Annotated in this window: 12 protein-coding genes; 1 reads left to right on the forward strand and 11 read right to left on the reverse strand. The window is 33.2% G+C overall.

Annotated elements, in window-relative coordinates; all coding sequences use genetic code 11:
* Positions 1–42: 42 nt before the first annotated feature.
* A complete protein-coding gene (locus tag BLT80_RS19035) occupies positions 43–1,104 on the reverse strand; it encodes a FecR family protein (protein ID WP_092470994.1) in 1,062 nt (353 codons plus the stop codon).
* A 111-nt stretch (positions 1,105–1,215) separates the two neighbouring features.
* Positions 1,216–1,803 carry an RNA polymerase sigma factor gene (locus BLT80_RS19040; RefSeq protein WP_092470996.1) on the reverse strand — a complete coding sequence of 196 codons (588 nt, stop codon included), beginning with the start codon at positions 1,801–1,803 and terminating at the stop codon, positions 1,216–1,218.
* Between the two features lie 370 nt (positions 1,804–2,173).
* On the opposite strand from BLT80_RS19040, the gene BLT80_RS19045 reads away from it, so the two are divergent.
* The gene (locus tag BLT80_RS19045; protein WP_092470998.1) at positions 2,174–2,587 is read left to right on the forward strand and encodes a hypothetical protein; all 414 of its coding nucleotides are present in this window, start codon (positions 2,174–2,176) and stop codon (positions 2,585–2,587) included.
* A 62-nt stretch (positions 2,588–2,649) separates the two neighbouring features.
* Here BLT80_RS19045 and BLT80_RS19050 read toward each other — a convergent pair whose 3' ends face one another.
* From BLT80_RS19050 to BLT80_RS19085, 9 genes are all read right to left on the reverse strand, one after another.
* On the reverse strand, positions 2,650–3,663 hold the full coding sequence (locus BLT80_RS19050; RefSeq protein WP_092471000.1) for a LacI family DNA-binding transcriptional regulator: 1,014 nt from the start codon (positions 3,661–3,663) through the stop codon (positions 2,650–2,652).
* 254 nt (positions 3,664–3,917) lie between these two features.
* Positions 3,918–5,507 carry a T9SS type A sorting domain-containing protein gene (locus tag BLT80_RS19055; RefSeq protein WP_092471002.1) on the reverse strand — a complete coding sequence of 530 codons (1,590 nt, stop codon included), beginning with the start codon at positions 5,505–5,507 and terminating at the stop codon, positions 3,918–3,920.
* Between the two features lie 353 nt (positions 5,508–5,860).
* Positions 5,861–6,025, reverse strand: a complete 165-nt coding sequence (locus BLT80_RS20175) for a hypothetical protein (protein WP_175455653.1) — start codon at positions 6,023–6,025, stop codon at positions 5,861–5,863.
* A gap of 119 nt (positions 6,026–6,144) precedes the next feature.
* Positions 6,145–7,029 (reverse strand): glycoside hydrolase family 17 protein, encoded by an 885-nt coding sequence (locus tag BLT80_RS20350; RefSeq protein ID WP_092471004.1) that lies wholly within the window; start codon positions 7,027–7,029, stop codon positions 6,145–6,147.
* A 21-nt stretch (positions 7,030–7,050) separates the two neighbouring features.
* Positions 7,051–8,463, reverse strand: coding sequence for an MFS transporter (locus BLT80_RS20355; RefSeq protein WP_092471006.1), 1,413 nt, complete (start codon positions 8,461–8,463; stop codon positions 7,051–7,053).
* Between the two features lie 6 nt (positions 8,464–8,469).
* Entirely contained in the window at positions 8,470–9,975 is a 1,506-nt protein-coding gene (locus tag BLT80_RS19070; RefSeq protein WP_092471008.1) for a glycoside hydrolase family 30 protein, read from the reverse strand.
* Between the two features lie 147 nt (positions 9,976–10,122).
* Positions 10,123–11,172 (reverse strand): glycoside hydrolase family 2 TIM barrel-domain containing protein, encoded by a 1,050-nt coding sequence (locus BLT80_RS19075; RefSeq protein ID WP_092471010.1) that lies wholly within the window; start codon positions 11,170–11,172, stop codon positions 10,123–10,125.
* Positions 11,173–11,175: 3 nt separating this feature from the next.
* Positions 11,176–12,468: a glycosyl hydrolase family 17 protein gene (locus BLT80_RS19080; RefSeq protein ID WP_092471012.1), complete on the reverse strand. Its 1,293-nt coding sequence runs from the start codon at positions 12,466–12,468 to the stop codon at positions 11,176–11,178.
* A 14-nt stretch (positions 12,469–12,482) separates the two neighbouring features.
* Entirely contained in the window at positions 12,483–15,944 is a 3,462-nt protein-coding gene (locus BLT80_RS19085; RefSeq protein WP_092471014.1) for a hypothetical protein, read from the reverse strand.
* Between the last annotated feature and the right edge of the window lie 28 nt (positions 15,945–15,972).

Genomic DNA, 15,972 nt, shown 5'->3' on the forward strand with positions numbered 1-15,972 from the left:
GTTTTTTTTGGTTTGGTTTTTATTTCAAATGATTGGTTTTAGTTAGTTAATAATTAGTTTTTTATTGGTGGTTAATTTATAGTCGAATTGAGAAGATTCTGCTTCTTTTATAATTTGCATTACATGTTCTAAATCTTGACTCACATCTAAGTAGCCCGAAAAAGAATGATCTGCTAAATCTTTATCAGTTATAGAAATTTCAACATTGTAATAGCGCGATAATTTTTTCATTATCGTTTTCAAAGCATCATTTTTAAATATAAAAACACCATCTCTCCAAGAAAAATAAGATTCTACGTCTACTGTTTTGGTATTGATTTCTTTTTGTGCTTTCTGGTATGTCGCCAATGTATTTGGTACAATTTTTAATTCGGCTTGAGAAGACAGTAAATTATTATTCTTATAATGAAGATTTATACTTCCACTTTTAAGCACTGTAAAAACGGCATCGTCATCGGCGTAATTGCTCACGTTAAACACCGTTCCTAAAACTTCAATATCTTGATCTTTTGATTTTACAATAAACGGTTGATTTTTATTGTGGGTTACATCGAAAATCGCTTCACCTTCGAGATACACTTCTCTATTACCTTTTACAAATGTGGCAGGAAATATTAATTTCGAACCCGAATTTATCCAAACTTTGGTGCCATCAGACAATACAATTTCTGAGCGTTTTCCGTATGGAACAATTAATGTATTGAAGACCATCTCTTCTAATTCTTCAAGTTTTTGAGTTACAGATTTAGAATTTCCGATAGCGACATTTTCACCATCATTAGAATAAGTGATTTCTGAATTTTCATCAGTGATTTCAATGTTTTTGGTATCGCTTAATATGAGCTGCACTTCATTGGTTTGAAAATCATCTTTTGAAGCATTTACAAAAGATTCTATGGGAGAATCATTTTGATTTTTATAGTTAAAAAATCCGACAGAAATCAATAGTACTATTGATGCTGCAGCAAATCCAAACGCATATTTCTTAATACGTTTTTTTTGAGCATAGGCATATACAGAATTTTCTATTCTGCGTTTTAACTTTGATCTTTCTTCAGTTGAAAGTTCATTAAAATTAATATTATTCGACTTATTTTCTTTCATTAGTTTGTATAACTTTATTTGAGGCAGACGTCTTTTTAGTTTAATAACACAGACATCCTTACCTTAATAAGAAAGGAACAGACGTTTTATAGACAAAAAAATAAAGTTTTTTTAATAAAAAATGGACAACAACACAAAAAGCACAGCTACCATGCTTTTTCTTAGAGCTTTAATCGCTCTATAAATAATAGTTCTAGAGGTCTGAATTGAGACATTCATAATTTCAGCAATCTCCTCGTACTCTCGTTCTTCTGTAAATCTTAAAAATAAACCGCGTCGTTGTTTTTTGCTTAATGAATTTATAGCTTTAGTTAACACATAAGTGCGTTCTGTATGGAACTCAGTTGAAATGATTTCGTCTTCAATAGAGTTTGAAAACGCATTAGCATGAACATCTTCGCTTAAAACATAAGTTTGAGTAGAGCGTGTTTTTTTCGTTGTATTTAAAATTTGATTTTTTAGAGACCGAAACAAATAATACTTAACTTGATTTGTATTTGCTAAACTCTTTCTGTATTTGTATAGATTCAAAAACACATCATGAATATGATCCATCACTTTAGTTTTATCGGCACAAAACTGCATACCATAACTAAACATTTCATCAATATATACATCATACAGTCGCCCTAAAGCCTCAATATTGCCATCTTTGAGCTTTCCCCATAAAACAAGGTCTGTATTTGATTTTGACTTCAAGGTTATTGTGTAAACTACTTTAAGTTAGAATTATGTATTTCCTCAAAAATATCAAGTCTTTGTTAAAAAGCAAGATTTTTATAAAATATTGTAAAGCCAATATATACTTATTAAAAAACAAATTGATATGATCAACCATTAAAACGATATTGTTTTAAAATGAACACTATTCAACGAAACAATTTCAATATGTAAATTAGAGACTTATAAAAGTAATTAAAATTAAAAAAACTATAAAAAAAAATCCATTTGCACTACTACAAACGTATATAGCAATGATGTACGGATAATAAATCAATAAAAGATATTGATAATTCAGTTAAATTACTATTTTCGTATATTAACATAAATTAACACTAAAACCAATAAAATGAAAAAAGTTGTATTAAGTTTAGCACTAGTTGCTGTATTAGGATTATCATTTACATCTTGTAGAGAAACAGCAGACAAAGCTGGAGATGCAGTAGAAAACGCTGCTGATGCTACAGGAGAAGCATTAGAAGATGCTGGTGATGCAATAGAAGATACTGTGGATGACGCTGGTGACGCAATAGAAGATACTATTGATGATGCAGGTGATGCAATGGATGATGCTAAAGATGCTGCAGGTGATGCTGTTGATAACGCTAAAGAAGGAGCTAACAACATGGCAAATGATGTAAAAGATGCTGCTAACGATGCCGTTGATGGAGCAAAAAAAGCAGGTAGTGACGCAGTAGATTCAGCTAAAAAAGCTGGTAACGATGCTGTAAATAAAGCTGCAGACAAAGTTAAAGGTATGTAATACCCTACTTCTTAGAAATAAAATGAGCTTGATTTATATCAAGCTTTTTTTATGCCCAATTTTTAAAATGAAGTTTGAGAAGACTCACTTATCTTCAACTCGCTAGGCACTACAATAGTTTGCATTTTTAACGTTTCGTCCTTAATATTATCGATCAATAACTTGGTAGACATCTCTCCTATTTTATGCGCTTTTTGATGAATAATTGAGATTTTTGGACTCGATAATAATTGTGTATGCTCGTAACCAAAACCAACAACTGATAAATCTTTAGGGATTTCTTTACCCAACTTTTTAGCCATATTAATCGCTACAATTCCTGTAACATGGTCTATAGATAAAATAGCGTCAATAGAATTATTACCCTTTAAGTAAGTATATATTTTCTTTTCTACATCGAGATCAACGGCATTATCTAATTTTAAAATATTGGGTTTTAATTTATGATCTTCTAATGCTTTCGTATAGCCACTTATTCTAAGTTGACCAACACTTAGTTCTTCAATATTACTTACTAATAAAATGTTTTTACGTTTCTCTTTTACTATTAAATGCTCAGTTGCTTCATAAACACATTGAAAGTCGTCTACAATAACTTTATTACATTCAATATCATCGACCACTCTATCAAACATTAAAACGGGTAGTTTACTTTTAATAGCAGATTTTATATGGTCCGTTTGCTCTTTTACTTGACTCTCTCTCGCTACGGCAATTATAAATCCATCAACACTTCCATTAGCCAATAGATCTAAGCTCCGCTTTTCTTTATGCAACGTTTCATTAGATAAACAGACAATAATATCGTAATCATTGTTAGTAGCTGTTTTTTCAATACCGTGCAAAACTTCTGCAAAAAATGGATTGGTCACTGTTGGTAAAATCACACCAATAATTTTAGTTTTATTAGTTTTTAGTTGCTGTGCTATTCTATTGGGTTTATAATTTAGTTTAGTAGCCAACTCCTTAACCCTTATCCTTGTGTTTTCACTAATTTCATGACTATCATTTAAAGCTTTTGAAACTGTTGAAACTGAAATATTTAAAAGTGCAGCTAATTCTTTGAGTGTCGTCATTTTAATTTATTTATTCTAAAGTGCAAGATACGATAGCGCTTTCACATGCCAATTATTGTTGTTATTAATTACAAGCGTTGTATTACTATTTATGAACAGTTAATATAAGCTAACTATAGCACATTTTCTAACCTCAGTGATTTAATAATGATTGCAACACTAAATTAAAACATCATGAAGTTAATTCATAAAAAAAGCGTGTTTAAATATTATAAACACGCTTATTCATTAAGATTGATTTATTGCTATTAATCTTATTCTTTAATAAGCTTCACACTTTTAGAACCATTAAGACCTTCAACTCTTGCAAAGTAAACACCAGATTTTAATGAAGATGAATCAATTGTTGCTGCAGTTGCATTAGGTTTTAACACGCTAACTTGTTTGCCTAAAATATCATATACAGTAATTGAACTTATAGTAGTATTACCTTCTATATTCCAGTTGTTACGAGTTGGGTTAGGGAAAACCTTAAAAGTAGTTGCTTCAAAATCAGCTGTACCCAATGTACAATCATCACCTACTTCGTAAGTGAAATACTTAGTTACTGACTGACCACCAGCATATGCAAATTTACATGCGTAAGTTACTTCTTCACCAACAGTAAAATCACTTAACGTTGTTGAAAACGTTTTATCTCCAAGACTAGTCATAGGAAATTCAGCAAAAGGAGCTTGTCTCCATAAGTAAGCAACTACACCTGCTTTATTATCAAGCATCTGGAATGTAAATTCGACATCAGTACCTGTAGTAACAAAAGAATAGTTATAACCTTCCGTAAATTCACCTTGTAATGCCTCATCTGTCTGACCTGCACAATCTGTGTTAACAATTGGTTCTGGGTCTGGCTCATCTGCATCTGCACCAGGTGCTAAAATATCATCGAATAAATAAGTTCCTACAACAGCAGCAGAATTTCCTAAACCTGAATCTACGAAAAGTACTAACTTACCATATGAAGATAATCCTGAACCGAAATTTAATTCAATATCATGCCAATCCGTTCCTGTTGTAGAAAACTCTAATTGTACATCACCACCAGAAGTTGGTTCCTCAAGTTTAAAAAGGTGATCATTTACTTCTCCAGGAGCTGCTGTAGTTGATCTTACTCTAAATCTCATTGTATTATTAGCATCATCAGAAAGATCAATAGGAGTAGCGAAAGTTGCTTGAGCATTATCCCAATCTCCACCAGAACCAATAACCTGTAATACATTATTCGTAGCATCATCCGGATCTACAACTATACTTACTGTAGTATCACCACCAATCATCAAATCATTAAAATCATCACTAAAATTTACTGGTAAATTAAATTCTGGAAGTATAGTTGTATGAGATGCACCTGCGATGTCATCAATTAAATACGTTCCTACTGCTGTATTACCAGAACCAAAATCAGTAAAAATTACCATCTTACCAAAACTTCCAAGGCCAGCAGGAAAATCTAATGAAATATTTTTCCACTGATCATCTTCTGTTGTAAATACTAATTCAGTATTAGGACCAGTTCCATTTTCAAACTTCAATGCATGTGTATGCACCCCATCATTAGCTATATTCTTAATTCTGAATGTAATCGTGTTGTTACTGTCATCAGATAAATCTAGGTTATTAGTAAAAAGAACTTGAATATTATCCCAATCGTTACCACTTCCCGTTACTGAAAGCACATCATTAGTTCCATCGTCAGGGTCAAGAGCGTTTGTAACAATAACCTCTGGGACATCACCTATAATTCCATGTAGAGTTGGAACACCACCATCGGTGAAGGTAAACGGTAATTCTTGAGCGTATCCTAAGGAAACGGTCAATAAAATAAACAAAAAAGTAATTTTTTTCATAATAGATTATATTAGTTAATTAATTAGTTTAGACAATATTTAATAGTCCTTATATCCTTTTTCTAAGAAGAAATTAAAACACTCAAATATTGATAGTTTCAAATCTAAAGTGATTTATTAGGGATTCCTAAATAATCCACAGTACAAAAAGCATACATCGCAATAAAAATCCATTTCTATTGTGAGTACGGCAATTATCTTAAGGTTTTAAAGGCTTTTTCTAAAGCCTTTAACAATCGCTCTTTTATTCGAAAACCAAGGTTTGTATGGGTAATGTAGTGGCGTTAAAAACGCTTGTTGTGTCTATCTTAATCAGTATTAAGCATATTGCTCTAAATCTATATAGAGTAGGGTCACAAAAATGGATTAAATTCTGATTTAAAAACCTCAATACCCTCAGGTTCATCATTATCGAGAATCCATTTGTATTTTAGTAAAAGGCGATTTGAATTATTAAAAATCATTCCTGTCCTTTTTACCCGCATTAAATCAAAACCACCTAGAAATAGTCCTAACATAAGTCTCATTTTTATGCTATGGGTTTATAATTAATAAAGCCATATTGAGAACTACAATATGGCTTTATCAGCTATTAATTATTATTTATACCTCAAATCTCGAAGCATCATTTTTTCGGCTAATATTTTAGCTGTTCATTTTTATCCCAAATCCCCCAGAACGATCCTACGTCTCCTTCTGCACCGACTTTCCATGATTCATCAAAAGAAGAAAAGTAGAACATCTCAATATCTTCTTCTTTAGACCATTGTTGTGAATTGATAAAATACTTAATTGCATTTTCTTCAGATGGAAAAGCTCCCTCTAAATTGGTTCCTTCGTTTGGCCAACCTGTTTCTGTAATTATCACTTTTTTTCCATTTGCGGCCTTTAACGCTCTATTGTACATGTCTTTCATGTATAATAAGGAATAGTCTTGGTCGCAACCTTCCCAAAACGGATAACAATTCGACAAAATAACATCGCAAGCTTCTGTAATGTTAGGACGATCTACAAACTCGTAGTAAGCGTCTACATAACCAACGGGTACGCTTTTAACAGATTTCTTTACGTTATAAATATGTTCTAATAAATCATCTTCGGTTAAATCTCCACGATACATCACCTCATTACCAACAGCTGCAATATCAACATAACCTTGATTTGCCAATTCTATAAGTCCGGAAATTTCCTTTTCATTAATATCTTTATCCGCACCTAACCATGCCCCTACAAGTGTTTTAAGCCCGTATTCTTTAGCGATTTTAGGTATTAACTCATTACCTTCAGTACACGAAAATGAACGAATCCACTTGGTATAAGGCTTTATAATTTCAATACGTCTTCTAATTTGAGATTCAGATAATTGATCACCTGGTTCTTGCCCATCCATATAAGGACTAAAACAAAGACCATGTGTACCTTTAGATAAAATATCTCTATATAAAATTCTTAGTCCTTCAATATCTTTATCTGCATAGTCAATAGATGCCAATGCTAAAAATTTCTCTCCTCTTAAAGACATACTCTAATATTAATTACTTTATTATATTTTAGTTTTACGTTGATCTAATTCTGCTCTAATTTCATTAGATCGTTCTTCTGTAAGATCATAATCACGCATAATGTACATCGCTAAAAGTGTACCGACTATTGGTAAACCTGAAAAGAATAATCGTAACCCTGTAATTGCACCTTCTGGCTGTACTTCGAGTACAGAATCGAATCCAATGACAGTTAAAATTGTACCACTTAATCCACCTGCAATTCCGAAACCAAATTTTACCATCCACCAGTATATTGCCCCGAAAACACCTTCCCTACGTTTCCCGGTTTTTAGTTCATCTAAATCAATAACATCTGCTGTCATAGACATCATAAGGGTAAATAAACCACCTATTCCGAAAGAGAAAAATGGCAATGCAAATAAAAACATATAAGGTTTACCTGGAATAAACAGAAACCAAAGCATAATATATCCTAATACGGAAATACCTTGTGAGACCATAAATGCTTTTTTCTTTCCTAAAACTTTTGACATTTTAGCGACTATTGGAATCACTAAAAACGTGGTTACCAAAGCACCAATACTTCCGAATAATGTAGGCCAAATACCTGCAGCAGCAGCATCCCCATTAAAAAGGTAATACACAATAATAAAAAATGTAAAACTCGCTACGGTATTAAAAGCGTTGAATACAAAAAATGTAGCAAAACAAAGTTTTTTAAAAGGTACTGATTTGAAAGCTTCAACAAAATTACCTCCTATTTCCTTTAAGCTACCACCAATATTTTTAAGTGTCAGCGGAGAATAATCTTCATTAACTGTTGATCTACTTTTAATAAAAACGGCTGGAACCATCGCACAAATTGCAAATATAATTCCGACCCAAATAGCTAATTCTCTTACAGCAACATCTGCTGATGGATACCATTCCGGATCATACATAATCACCCAAAACCATGGTGCTATCACCCAAGCCCATTGCCCTATCCATTGTGAAACAGCCATGATACTCGTACGTTCATGAAAATCATCACTCATTTCATAACCCATAGCTACGTAAGGCACACTGAAAATGGTTAAACCCAAATAAAATACAAACGACGTTAGTAAAAAATACCAAAAGTTATAATCGAGTGAATTCTCTCTAAATAATTGCCACATAATGATAAAGGCAATCCCCATAATTACAGCTCCTATAAAAACATATTGTCTTCGTCTTCCCCAGCGTGATTTGGTATTATCTGAAATATACCCCATAATAGGGTCCGTAATGGCATCAAATATTCTTGGAGCTAATGATACTACTCCCCACATCCAACCTGGAAAACCTAAATCTTTTACTAAAACCACAATGAATATACCAATAACAGCCGGAAACATCTGATTCGCAAGCATACCTAATCCAAAAGCAATTTTCTGGCCTAATGGAACTTTATTGGCTGTGGTAGACATAATTATTTAGTTTTTAGTTGGAATTATTATTGTTTGAATAGCTTGTTGATTAATTATTACGCTTACTGTTTCTTCACCTAGAGTTAACATAAAATCTTTTGATTCTTTACCCTCATTGAATATCACAACAGCAATAGTTCCGTCAGGGTTTTTAGCTGCAGCAACCATTAAGTCTTTTTCTGCATTTTCAACGCCAATAACCTCAGCTCCTGGTCTAATGTATTTACTAAAATGCGCCATGGTGTAATACAATGGCGTAAAGTAAACTTCGTCAGCATCCGGATCTACAATTACTGGTGCCACACACCAATTCTCAAACCAGTTTGGACCACCTTGACGATCTAAAACCATGTTCCAATCTACCCAACCATCTACCCAATTGTTTAGACAACCAATAATATCTCTTGCGTAACGGTTTACTGGCGCGTATTTTGGGTGTAAATGTTTGTCTTCTGGCGACGCCCAATCCCAACCCCAATCTGTAGCTTCTTTTTTCCAATACCAAGCATCATCTTGCCACATCGGAATTTCAGAATCTACGCAACCTTCAGTTTCAATAAGATATTTATCGGGTGCTTTGTTATGTGCGTATTGCAATTCTTCTGGTAAATAATCATACGTACTCTCATACCAATGCACAGCTAATCCTGCAAAATATTTTGAAGAGGCTTCATCTTTATACATGGCATCTACCCATTCTTTTATACCTTTTCTGTTTTGGTCGTATCCTAGAATATTGACTTTACCGAATCCATCAACTTCTAATTTTGGACCTAAATGGTTTTGAACAAAGTCTGTTTCTTCTTCTGGTGAAAAGTGCATACTTTCCCAATTATTCCCATTTCCGTGTGGTTCATTAACGGGTGTTAAACCCCAAATATCAATGCCTTCAGCTTTATACGCCTCTAAGTATTTAGAAAAATAAAGGGCGAATGCATCGTAATATTTTGGCAATAATTTTCCACCAACATACTCCTTGTTATCCTTCATCCATGGTGGTGATGTCCAAGGTGATGCAATAATGCTAAAGCCATCTTTTGAAATAGCCTGAGCGTCTTTAATCATTGGAATTAAATCATCACGATCTTCTTCAATGTTGAAACTTTTCATTTCCATATCATCTGCTACAGGTGCATAAGTATAGTTATTTAATGAAAAATCACAAGACGCAATATGTGTTCTTGTTAATGAATAACGTGCACCCTCTTCAGCAAAATAAGCTTGAAGAATAGTATCGCGGTTTTTCTTACTTAACTTATTTAATAAGTAAGCCGAAGATTCTGTAAACGAACCACCAAAACCTGTGATGGTTTGAAACTTTTGTTCTGGTAATAATTTTATAACCGCTGACGAATCAACTTTTGAAAATTCGGTGATTCTAGTCAGTTTATGTCCACTTTCTGAAGTTTCATAAATTTCAACTTCTAAGCTTTTACTTTCTTTTTTTTCAGAAGTACAACTCATTACTGTAAGGATTAAGAGTGGAAATATGCTATATCTTGATGTTTTCATATCTTGATTTTGCTTTAGTTAATTGTTTTTTATAAATTTTTGAGTGATCTTAAAAACACTCCTAAAGTCCCCTCAAGGGGACAATTCTAATGTTTAATAATGAGGTTTTACTATTTTATTAAGTGGTGTCATTAACATTCAAAAAAATTATTCCTTATTTACATTCGTATAAATGTCTTTTACAACATCAAATACTTTTTTCTTGTTTCTATCGATATCAACGATGCCCCAAAATTCTTCATTCGGACTACCATCAAAAGGCACTCCTGTACTATTTGGCGCTGTTCCTCCTGTATCTTGCACTTCGTTATTTCCTGCTTTCCACCAACCATCTGTAAACTGAAATAAGGTAACCCCAGAACAAATATCTTGGCCATTAAAGGTCGCTTTTAAAATAATATCTGTAGCATCAGCTTGTGCCAACTCGTTAATGCCTTCCTCATAGCCATCTTTGGCAATTTGCATATAACTATCTGCGCCTGTTTCTGCCAAATACATCGGTTTTGTACTGACGTCTTTCCACTCCTTAAAAATGGTTTCTGGTCTTACAGAACGGTACACATTCATGCCCCAAACATCTATATTTGGACTCATAGATAATGCTAGTTCTTTTGGCAAATCTCCATGTGCTGTGGCTACGGGATGTGAAGGATCGTTAACATGAATAACTGCTGCTGCGTCGTTCATGGCTTTGTACCAATTCTTAACATCTCCATCAAACCATTCTGGATGGTAATTATATTCATTACCTAATTCCCACATTAAAATGGCATTGTGATTTTTAAATTTATTAACGTAATCTATAAACGACCCTGAGAAAATATCATTTTTACCTCCTTGCTTATAACCAAATCCAATAATTACTTTTAGTCCTGCTTCATTGATTTCATCAAGTACACTTTGGTCTTCAATTGGCGAATAAACTCTAATGGTATTAATGCCTGCTTCCACCATTAATTCTAAATCCTGAGTTAAGGTTCCGAAATCTCTTTTAGTAGATTTTCCTTTTGGTACGGGATGATAGCAGATACCTTTTATAAGATAAGACTCATCATTAACCATTAATTGTCTTCCAGAAACTGAAACGATGTCACTAATTTCTACAACTTCAGAAACAGGTACGTCTTCTTTTTTTGTTTCATTTTTACACGATACAAAAGCAGCTAAAACAACGGTTAAGAATAAAAGGTTTTTCATTATTTAATCTTTTTGGTACTCTGTGTTTGGAACTAATACGTCCTTCATTAAGTCGTCGAGATTGCCATTATAGGTTTTGGTTATTGAATTACCATCTCTAGTTAAACCTTCAAAAACACCTTCATCGACCATATTCCATAAGGGATATTTTGCTTCTCCTTTTAAATTTATTAGTCCGAAGTGATTTTCTGAACCCAAAGGATTTTGTCCATCCTTCCATTGTTCATCAAAAGCTTCAAAATAGAAACATGAAATTTTTTCCTTATTAGTCCATTCGCGTAGGTGCTTGTAATACAATCCTTGCTTATATTCATCTGTCGCTCTAGAACCCTTTTTTCCATACTGACCATTAGATACTGATGCCCAACCTGTTTCACCAATATGGATTGGTTTATTGACTCCAATACTCGTCATATAGTTTGACACACTATCATACTGTCTTTTTGCAAAATCTAAAGCACGCAACATAGCTGCATCAACCTTTTCTTTATCCGATAAGTTTTCTTCGTTTTCTGGAACTTTCCAAAAGTCAGAGTTATAATGCGATTGGTGATATGGATAGGTATGCATCGAAATATAATCGACGGCATGGGCTATTTTTTCTAAATCCTCTGTATGGTAACTTGGATCGCCTCCTCCCCAAGAAGAGAAATCATCTGAGCTTGTAATCCATAAATCTTGTGATAGTTCACCAGCCTTCTTTAAATCTTGAAGATGATTTACCCATTTTAAAATAATCCAAGGTTCTACATAATAACTTGTAGCCCATTTTACCATAGCTTCGTTTCCGACAGCTAAAACTTTTACAATATCTGGATATTGCTTAGCCAACTCAACCGCTGTATTTACTTCAACAGGATTTCGTTCGCTCTCTGCGTTATGATTTGGTTCTCCATGCTCCCATGTGAAAGCATTTTGGCAATCGATCCAAATTCCGAGCATAACATACATTTCGAAAGTAGTATCATCTTTTTTTAGTTCTGTTATTGCTTTAAGAACGTTTTCGGCTTGTGCAAAATGAACATTATAAGTTCTTATGACTTTTATGCCCATTGCGCTTAGGATTTTCATATCGTCTTTAAGCTCTGGGATTGTGGGTTGCGCTTCCCTTTGTTTTTCTCTGTAACCTCCGTAAGAAATTGCCAAATATTCCGGATTACCTAATATATCTTTTGCACTCAAAATTGGTTTTTCTTTTACGGGTTTTGCGTTACTTGCTTCCTTGTTAGCATCCTTACATGAAATGACAAGTAGCATTGCAAAAACATATACTCCAAATTTTAAAATATCTTTCATGTTGAGTTTTTATATTATTTCTTTACAGATACTACAATTTTATTAACCTCACCTGTACGATTGAAAATTTTATCGCTTGTTTTTGCATCAAGTTTTAAATCCTCAAATTTCACAGAAGAACCATCATTGTATATCACTTCAATTTTATTTTCGTCTTTCAGTTTATAAATAATTGGCACTTGACAGTACGTAAAACAAAGAGATCCTTTTTCGAGTTCAATCGTTTTTAACGCTTTATTGATGTTTGTATAATGAAAGTCTTTAGAATCTTTTAAAAACTCTTCAGTTCTTAATAATCTTGGATTAAAAAAGAGTTTTCCATGGTCTACAAAAACGCCTAATTCCCCAAAACGACATAACACATCTTCTTTAACCTGACCTGTCATTCCTGGTTGTTGTGCTCCTTTTCCACCTGGTGTGTGTGAATAGGGATCTGTTGGAAACGCACCATATAATTCTGGTGATTTATGCGCTCCAATCCCTTCATTAATTTCGTAATAATGCTCTAATAATCTACCGATAGTTTCTTCACTCTCATTGTTATTTACAGCTACTAAACAGTTTTCTTGTACTGCTAATAACAATTTGGAAACCATGTGCCAATAAATAGACCCTAATCCTTCGTAGCCATAGAAAGTACCTGAACGACCCGTAAATGATTTGTGATCGAACATCTCTTCAAAAATGTCTAATAACAATGGTTTTTCAGCTTCAATTAAGGCATCATATTGCCCATCTGGTAAGTTTTGTAATGCTGCTTTTAAACTGTCTGCATTATTAAAAGTACCGTTAAAGTGGTATTGACCAATACTATCTTTTTCTATAATCTGCGTATTTCCATCAGCAATCAATTGCTTTAATAATTGAGACTTCTCAACGGACTGCGCAGGAATATTATTTTTATCTACAAACCGTGATAATTGTTTATTTGGATATAAAATATAACTGTATTGATCTGCTCTAAATAGCGCACTTGCTTTTAACGCATCCAATAAAGTTAAAGTCTCTTTTGGCTCTAAATAACCTGAACTTAAAACAGCCACTTGCCCTTCTAACATTTCTGGTAAGTAAGAAATTGAAACTTCAGTGTCATTTTTAACCGTCATTAAGTTGTAAGCGTGATATAAATTATCTGCGCGCTTATTAGCTTTAATCGTATGGTCTAAATACTGTTTTAATACGTTGAAAAATTCCAATAAATCAGCTTTTGAAATTGCTGCTTTATCACTTGTAAATCCTGCTTCATAGATTTTTAATCTATAATCACTTCCGGCAGTACCTAAACCATCTAAAATAGTTTTCCGTTCTGTATCCGATACGTTTCCTGATAACACTGCGGCATTAGCATTCAATGTTGAAACGACACTCTCAAAGAACGTTTTTAGCTCAATTGAAAGGTTATATTCTGTCTCTGATGCATTTTCTACAATACCTTCAAAGAAATTGATAAATCGTCTTAAATAATATAAGGTTACCATCGACACTCCGTTACCCACTAATGCGTTGTTGGCATCGTTCCATTCTGGTCGTTGTGTATTTAACCAAATGCCTCCTTCTGGAATAAAATTAGACACTTTAGCTAAAACTGTAGCTAATAGTTTTTCGATTAAATTGACTTTATGGATGAAGTAATTCTCATCTCTCAATAAAGCACCATCGGCACCTAATCTTTCTTTTACTAGGTTGATTTTATTATGTAACTCGTGATCAAAATCAATAGTATCCTTAGGATTATTTAAGGTGTCTTGATAACTCTTAATCTTATAAGGTACGTTCGCATACACAAATACATCTTGCGTAAAACTGTCCGATAATTTATGAGGATAATGTTTCTCAATAAACTCTAAAAACTTCAATAAGTAAATGATTTGATGATCTCCCCAATACCCAATGTAAGACCATGGGTCATCTTCTTCAATCGCTTCCCAATCAAATCCATCTTTTGTAACACGGTAAGGATTATACCCTTCAAAAGTCGTCGCGTTAAAAAACTTATGAATCATCCCTTCCATAAAAGCAGGATAAGAATGCGCCAGTGTTTCCCAATTTTGGAAAATATCTCTCCAGTTACCTTCGTAATCTAAGATTTTAGACCCATCTATTTCACTACGTGTGTTGATAGAAAACTTGTTCCAAGGTCGACTTGGATCTCCATGTCTTCTACTAAATTTTAAGGGTAAATATTCGTAACATAATCTTTTGAAATTGCTATCATCATCTTCATCAGCAATGTCTTTTATATAATCTACCTTAAAAAGGTCTGGTAAATTATTTAAAATATCTTCTTTACTTTTTGAAACCTTTACATTGGCCTTAGCCATATATTTAAGAAAGTCTTCTTTTTCGATTTGATAATCATCATCAAAAATTCCACCTCTCATAATGTTGAAAAGCGTATTGGCGAAATGTCTTGTATTTCTTAATTGGTCATCTCCTAATTGAATACCATCAGAAGCTCCAACGAGTTGTAAAAGGTTTTTTGTACCAGCATCTATGTCCTCTTGAATAAGTTCTTCAAGATTACTATTGCTTTTTATTTTTTCAGAAATAGTGTTAATCGCACTAATTGTTTGGTTGACGTTTGCCACAAACATCCAGCTGCTTTCTACATTTGGTTCTAAACTTAAATCCTTAGACACAAAATAAGCTCCTTTTTCAGCTCTAATATCTTCTTCTTGAGAAATGGCTTTACCTTCTCTGAAGTTATTTAACTGTAAAGAGGATATTAAATGTGTAGGATTATCTATTCCTGAAAACCAAACGGTATTCGCTTTCAACGCTTCACTTGGTTCTGCTTTATCTACAATTATTGCACTCAAAGCAAAAATACCAATGCCAGAATCCGTTTCTAATTCACACTTTTTGTAAGCATCAATTAAATTACTCGTCGCATTTTGAAAAACGGATGTTAAACCATACGGCAAAACATTTTGAATCCCATCTAAAATAGTCAACTCAATTTTTTTACTCGAATTATTTATAATATTGGCTTTTCTAACAAATCCAAATTGGTCACTAGTGTTCCATTCGTATCTAAACGTCAATTTTAAATCTTCGTTTATTTCTTCAAAAAGCAACTTATTACCGTAACTATTTTTATAAAGATTTCTCTTAGTTGCATAAACACCTTGGTAGCGGTTTGAAAACGGCTCCCATAAAAAGGTCTTATCATCTTTATGAACCTGAACTATTGTTTTACTACCAGTGGTTTCTAAAGATTCCGTTATTTTATCATCTGTATAATATGGAAACAATGCATTATTTGCATCTTTTCTACCAGCTGTTAAGGCTCCATTACTGGAAATAAACATCCAGTGATTAGAATTACTTACGAGACTCATAAAAAAGGGTCTCATTTTATCACTGTTAGAGATTTTGTAGTAGTCTTCATTATGAAGTGATACAAGTTCTCCTTTGACTTCAAACTCATCATTTGAAGCTCTATTTTTTCCTATATATATGGGTTTTTTTGTCATCGGTAATTTAATATTCTAATCGTATATT

It is taken from the genome of Winogradskyella thalassocola (genome assembly GCF_900099995.1).
Taxonomy (GTDB): Bacteria; Bacteroidota; Bacteroidia; order Flavobacteriales; family Flavobacteriaceae; genus Winogradskyella; species Winogradskyella thalassocola.

Coding starts and splice junctions, on each gene's coding strand:
- BLT80_RS19035 (WP_092470994.1), bottom strand. CDS start 1,104: ATGAAAGAAAATAAGTCGAATAATATTAATTTTAATGAACTTTCAACT.
- BLT80_RS19045 (WP_092470998.1), top strand. CDS start 2,174: ATGAAAAAAGTTGTATTAAGTTTAGCACTAGTTGCTGTATTAGGATTA.
- BLT80_RS19050 (WP_092471000.1), bottom strand. CDS start 3,663: ATGACGACACTCAAAGAATTAGCTGCACTTTTAAATATTTCAGTTTCA.
- BLT80_RS19055 (WP_092471002.1), bottom strand. CDS start 5,507: ATGAAAAAAATTACTTTTTTGTTTATTTTATTGACCGTTTCCTTAGGA.
- BLT80_RS20175 (WP_175455653.1), bottom strand. CDS start 6,025: ATGTTAGGACTATTTCTAGGTGGTTTTGATTTAATGCGGGTAAAAAGG.
- BLT80_RS20350 (WP_092471004.1), bottom strand. CDS start 7,029: ATGTCTTTAAGAGGAGAGAAATTTTTAGCATTGGCATCTATTGACTAT.
- BLT80_RS20355 (WP_092471006.1), bottom strand. CDS start 8,463: ATGTCTACCACAGCCAATAAAGTTCCATTAGGCCAGAAAATTGCTTTT.
- BLT80_RS19070 (WP_092471008.1), bottom strand. CDS start 9,975: ATGAAAACATCAAGATATAGCATATTTCCACTCTTAATCCTTACAGTA.
- BLT80_RS19075 (WP_092471010.1), bottom strand. CDS start 11,172: ATGAAAAACCTTTTATTCTTAACCGTTGTTTTAGCTGCTTTTGTATCG.
- BLT80_RS19080 (WP_092471012.1), bottom strand. CDS start 12,468: ATGAAAGATATTTTAAAATTTGGAGTATATGTTTTTGCAATGCTACTT.
- BLT80_RS19085 (WP_092471014.1), bottom strand. CDS start 15,944: ATGACAAAAAAACCCATATATATAGGAAAAAATAGAGCTTCAAATGAT.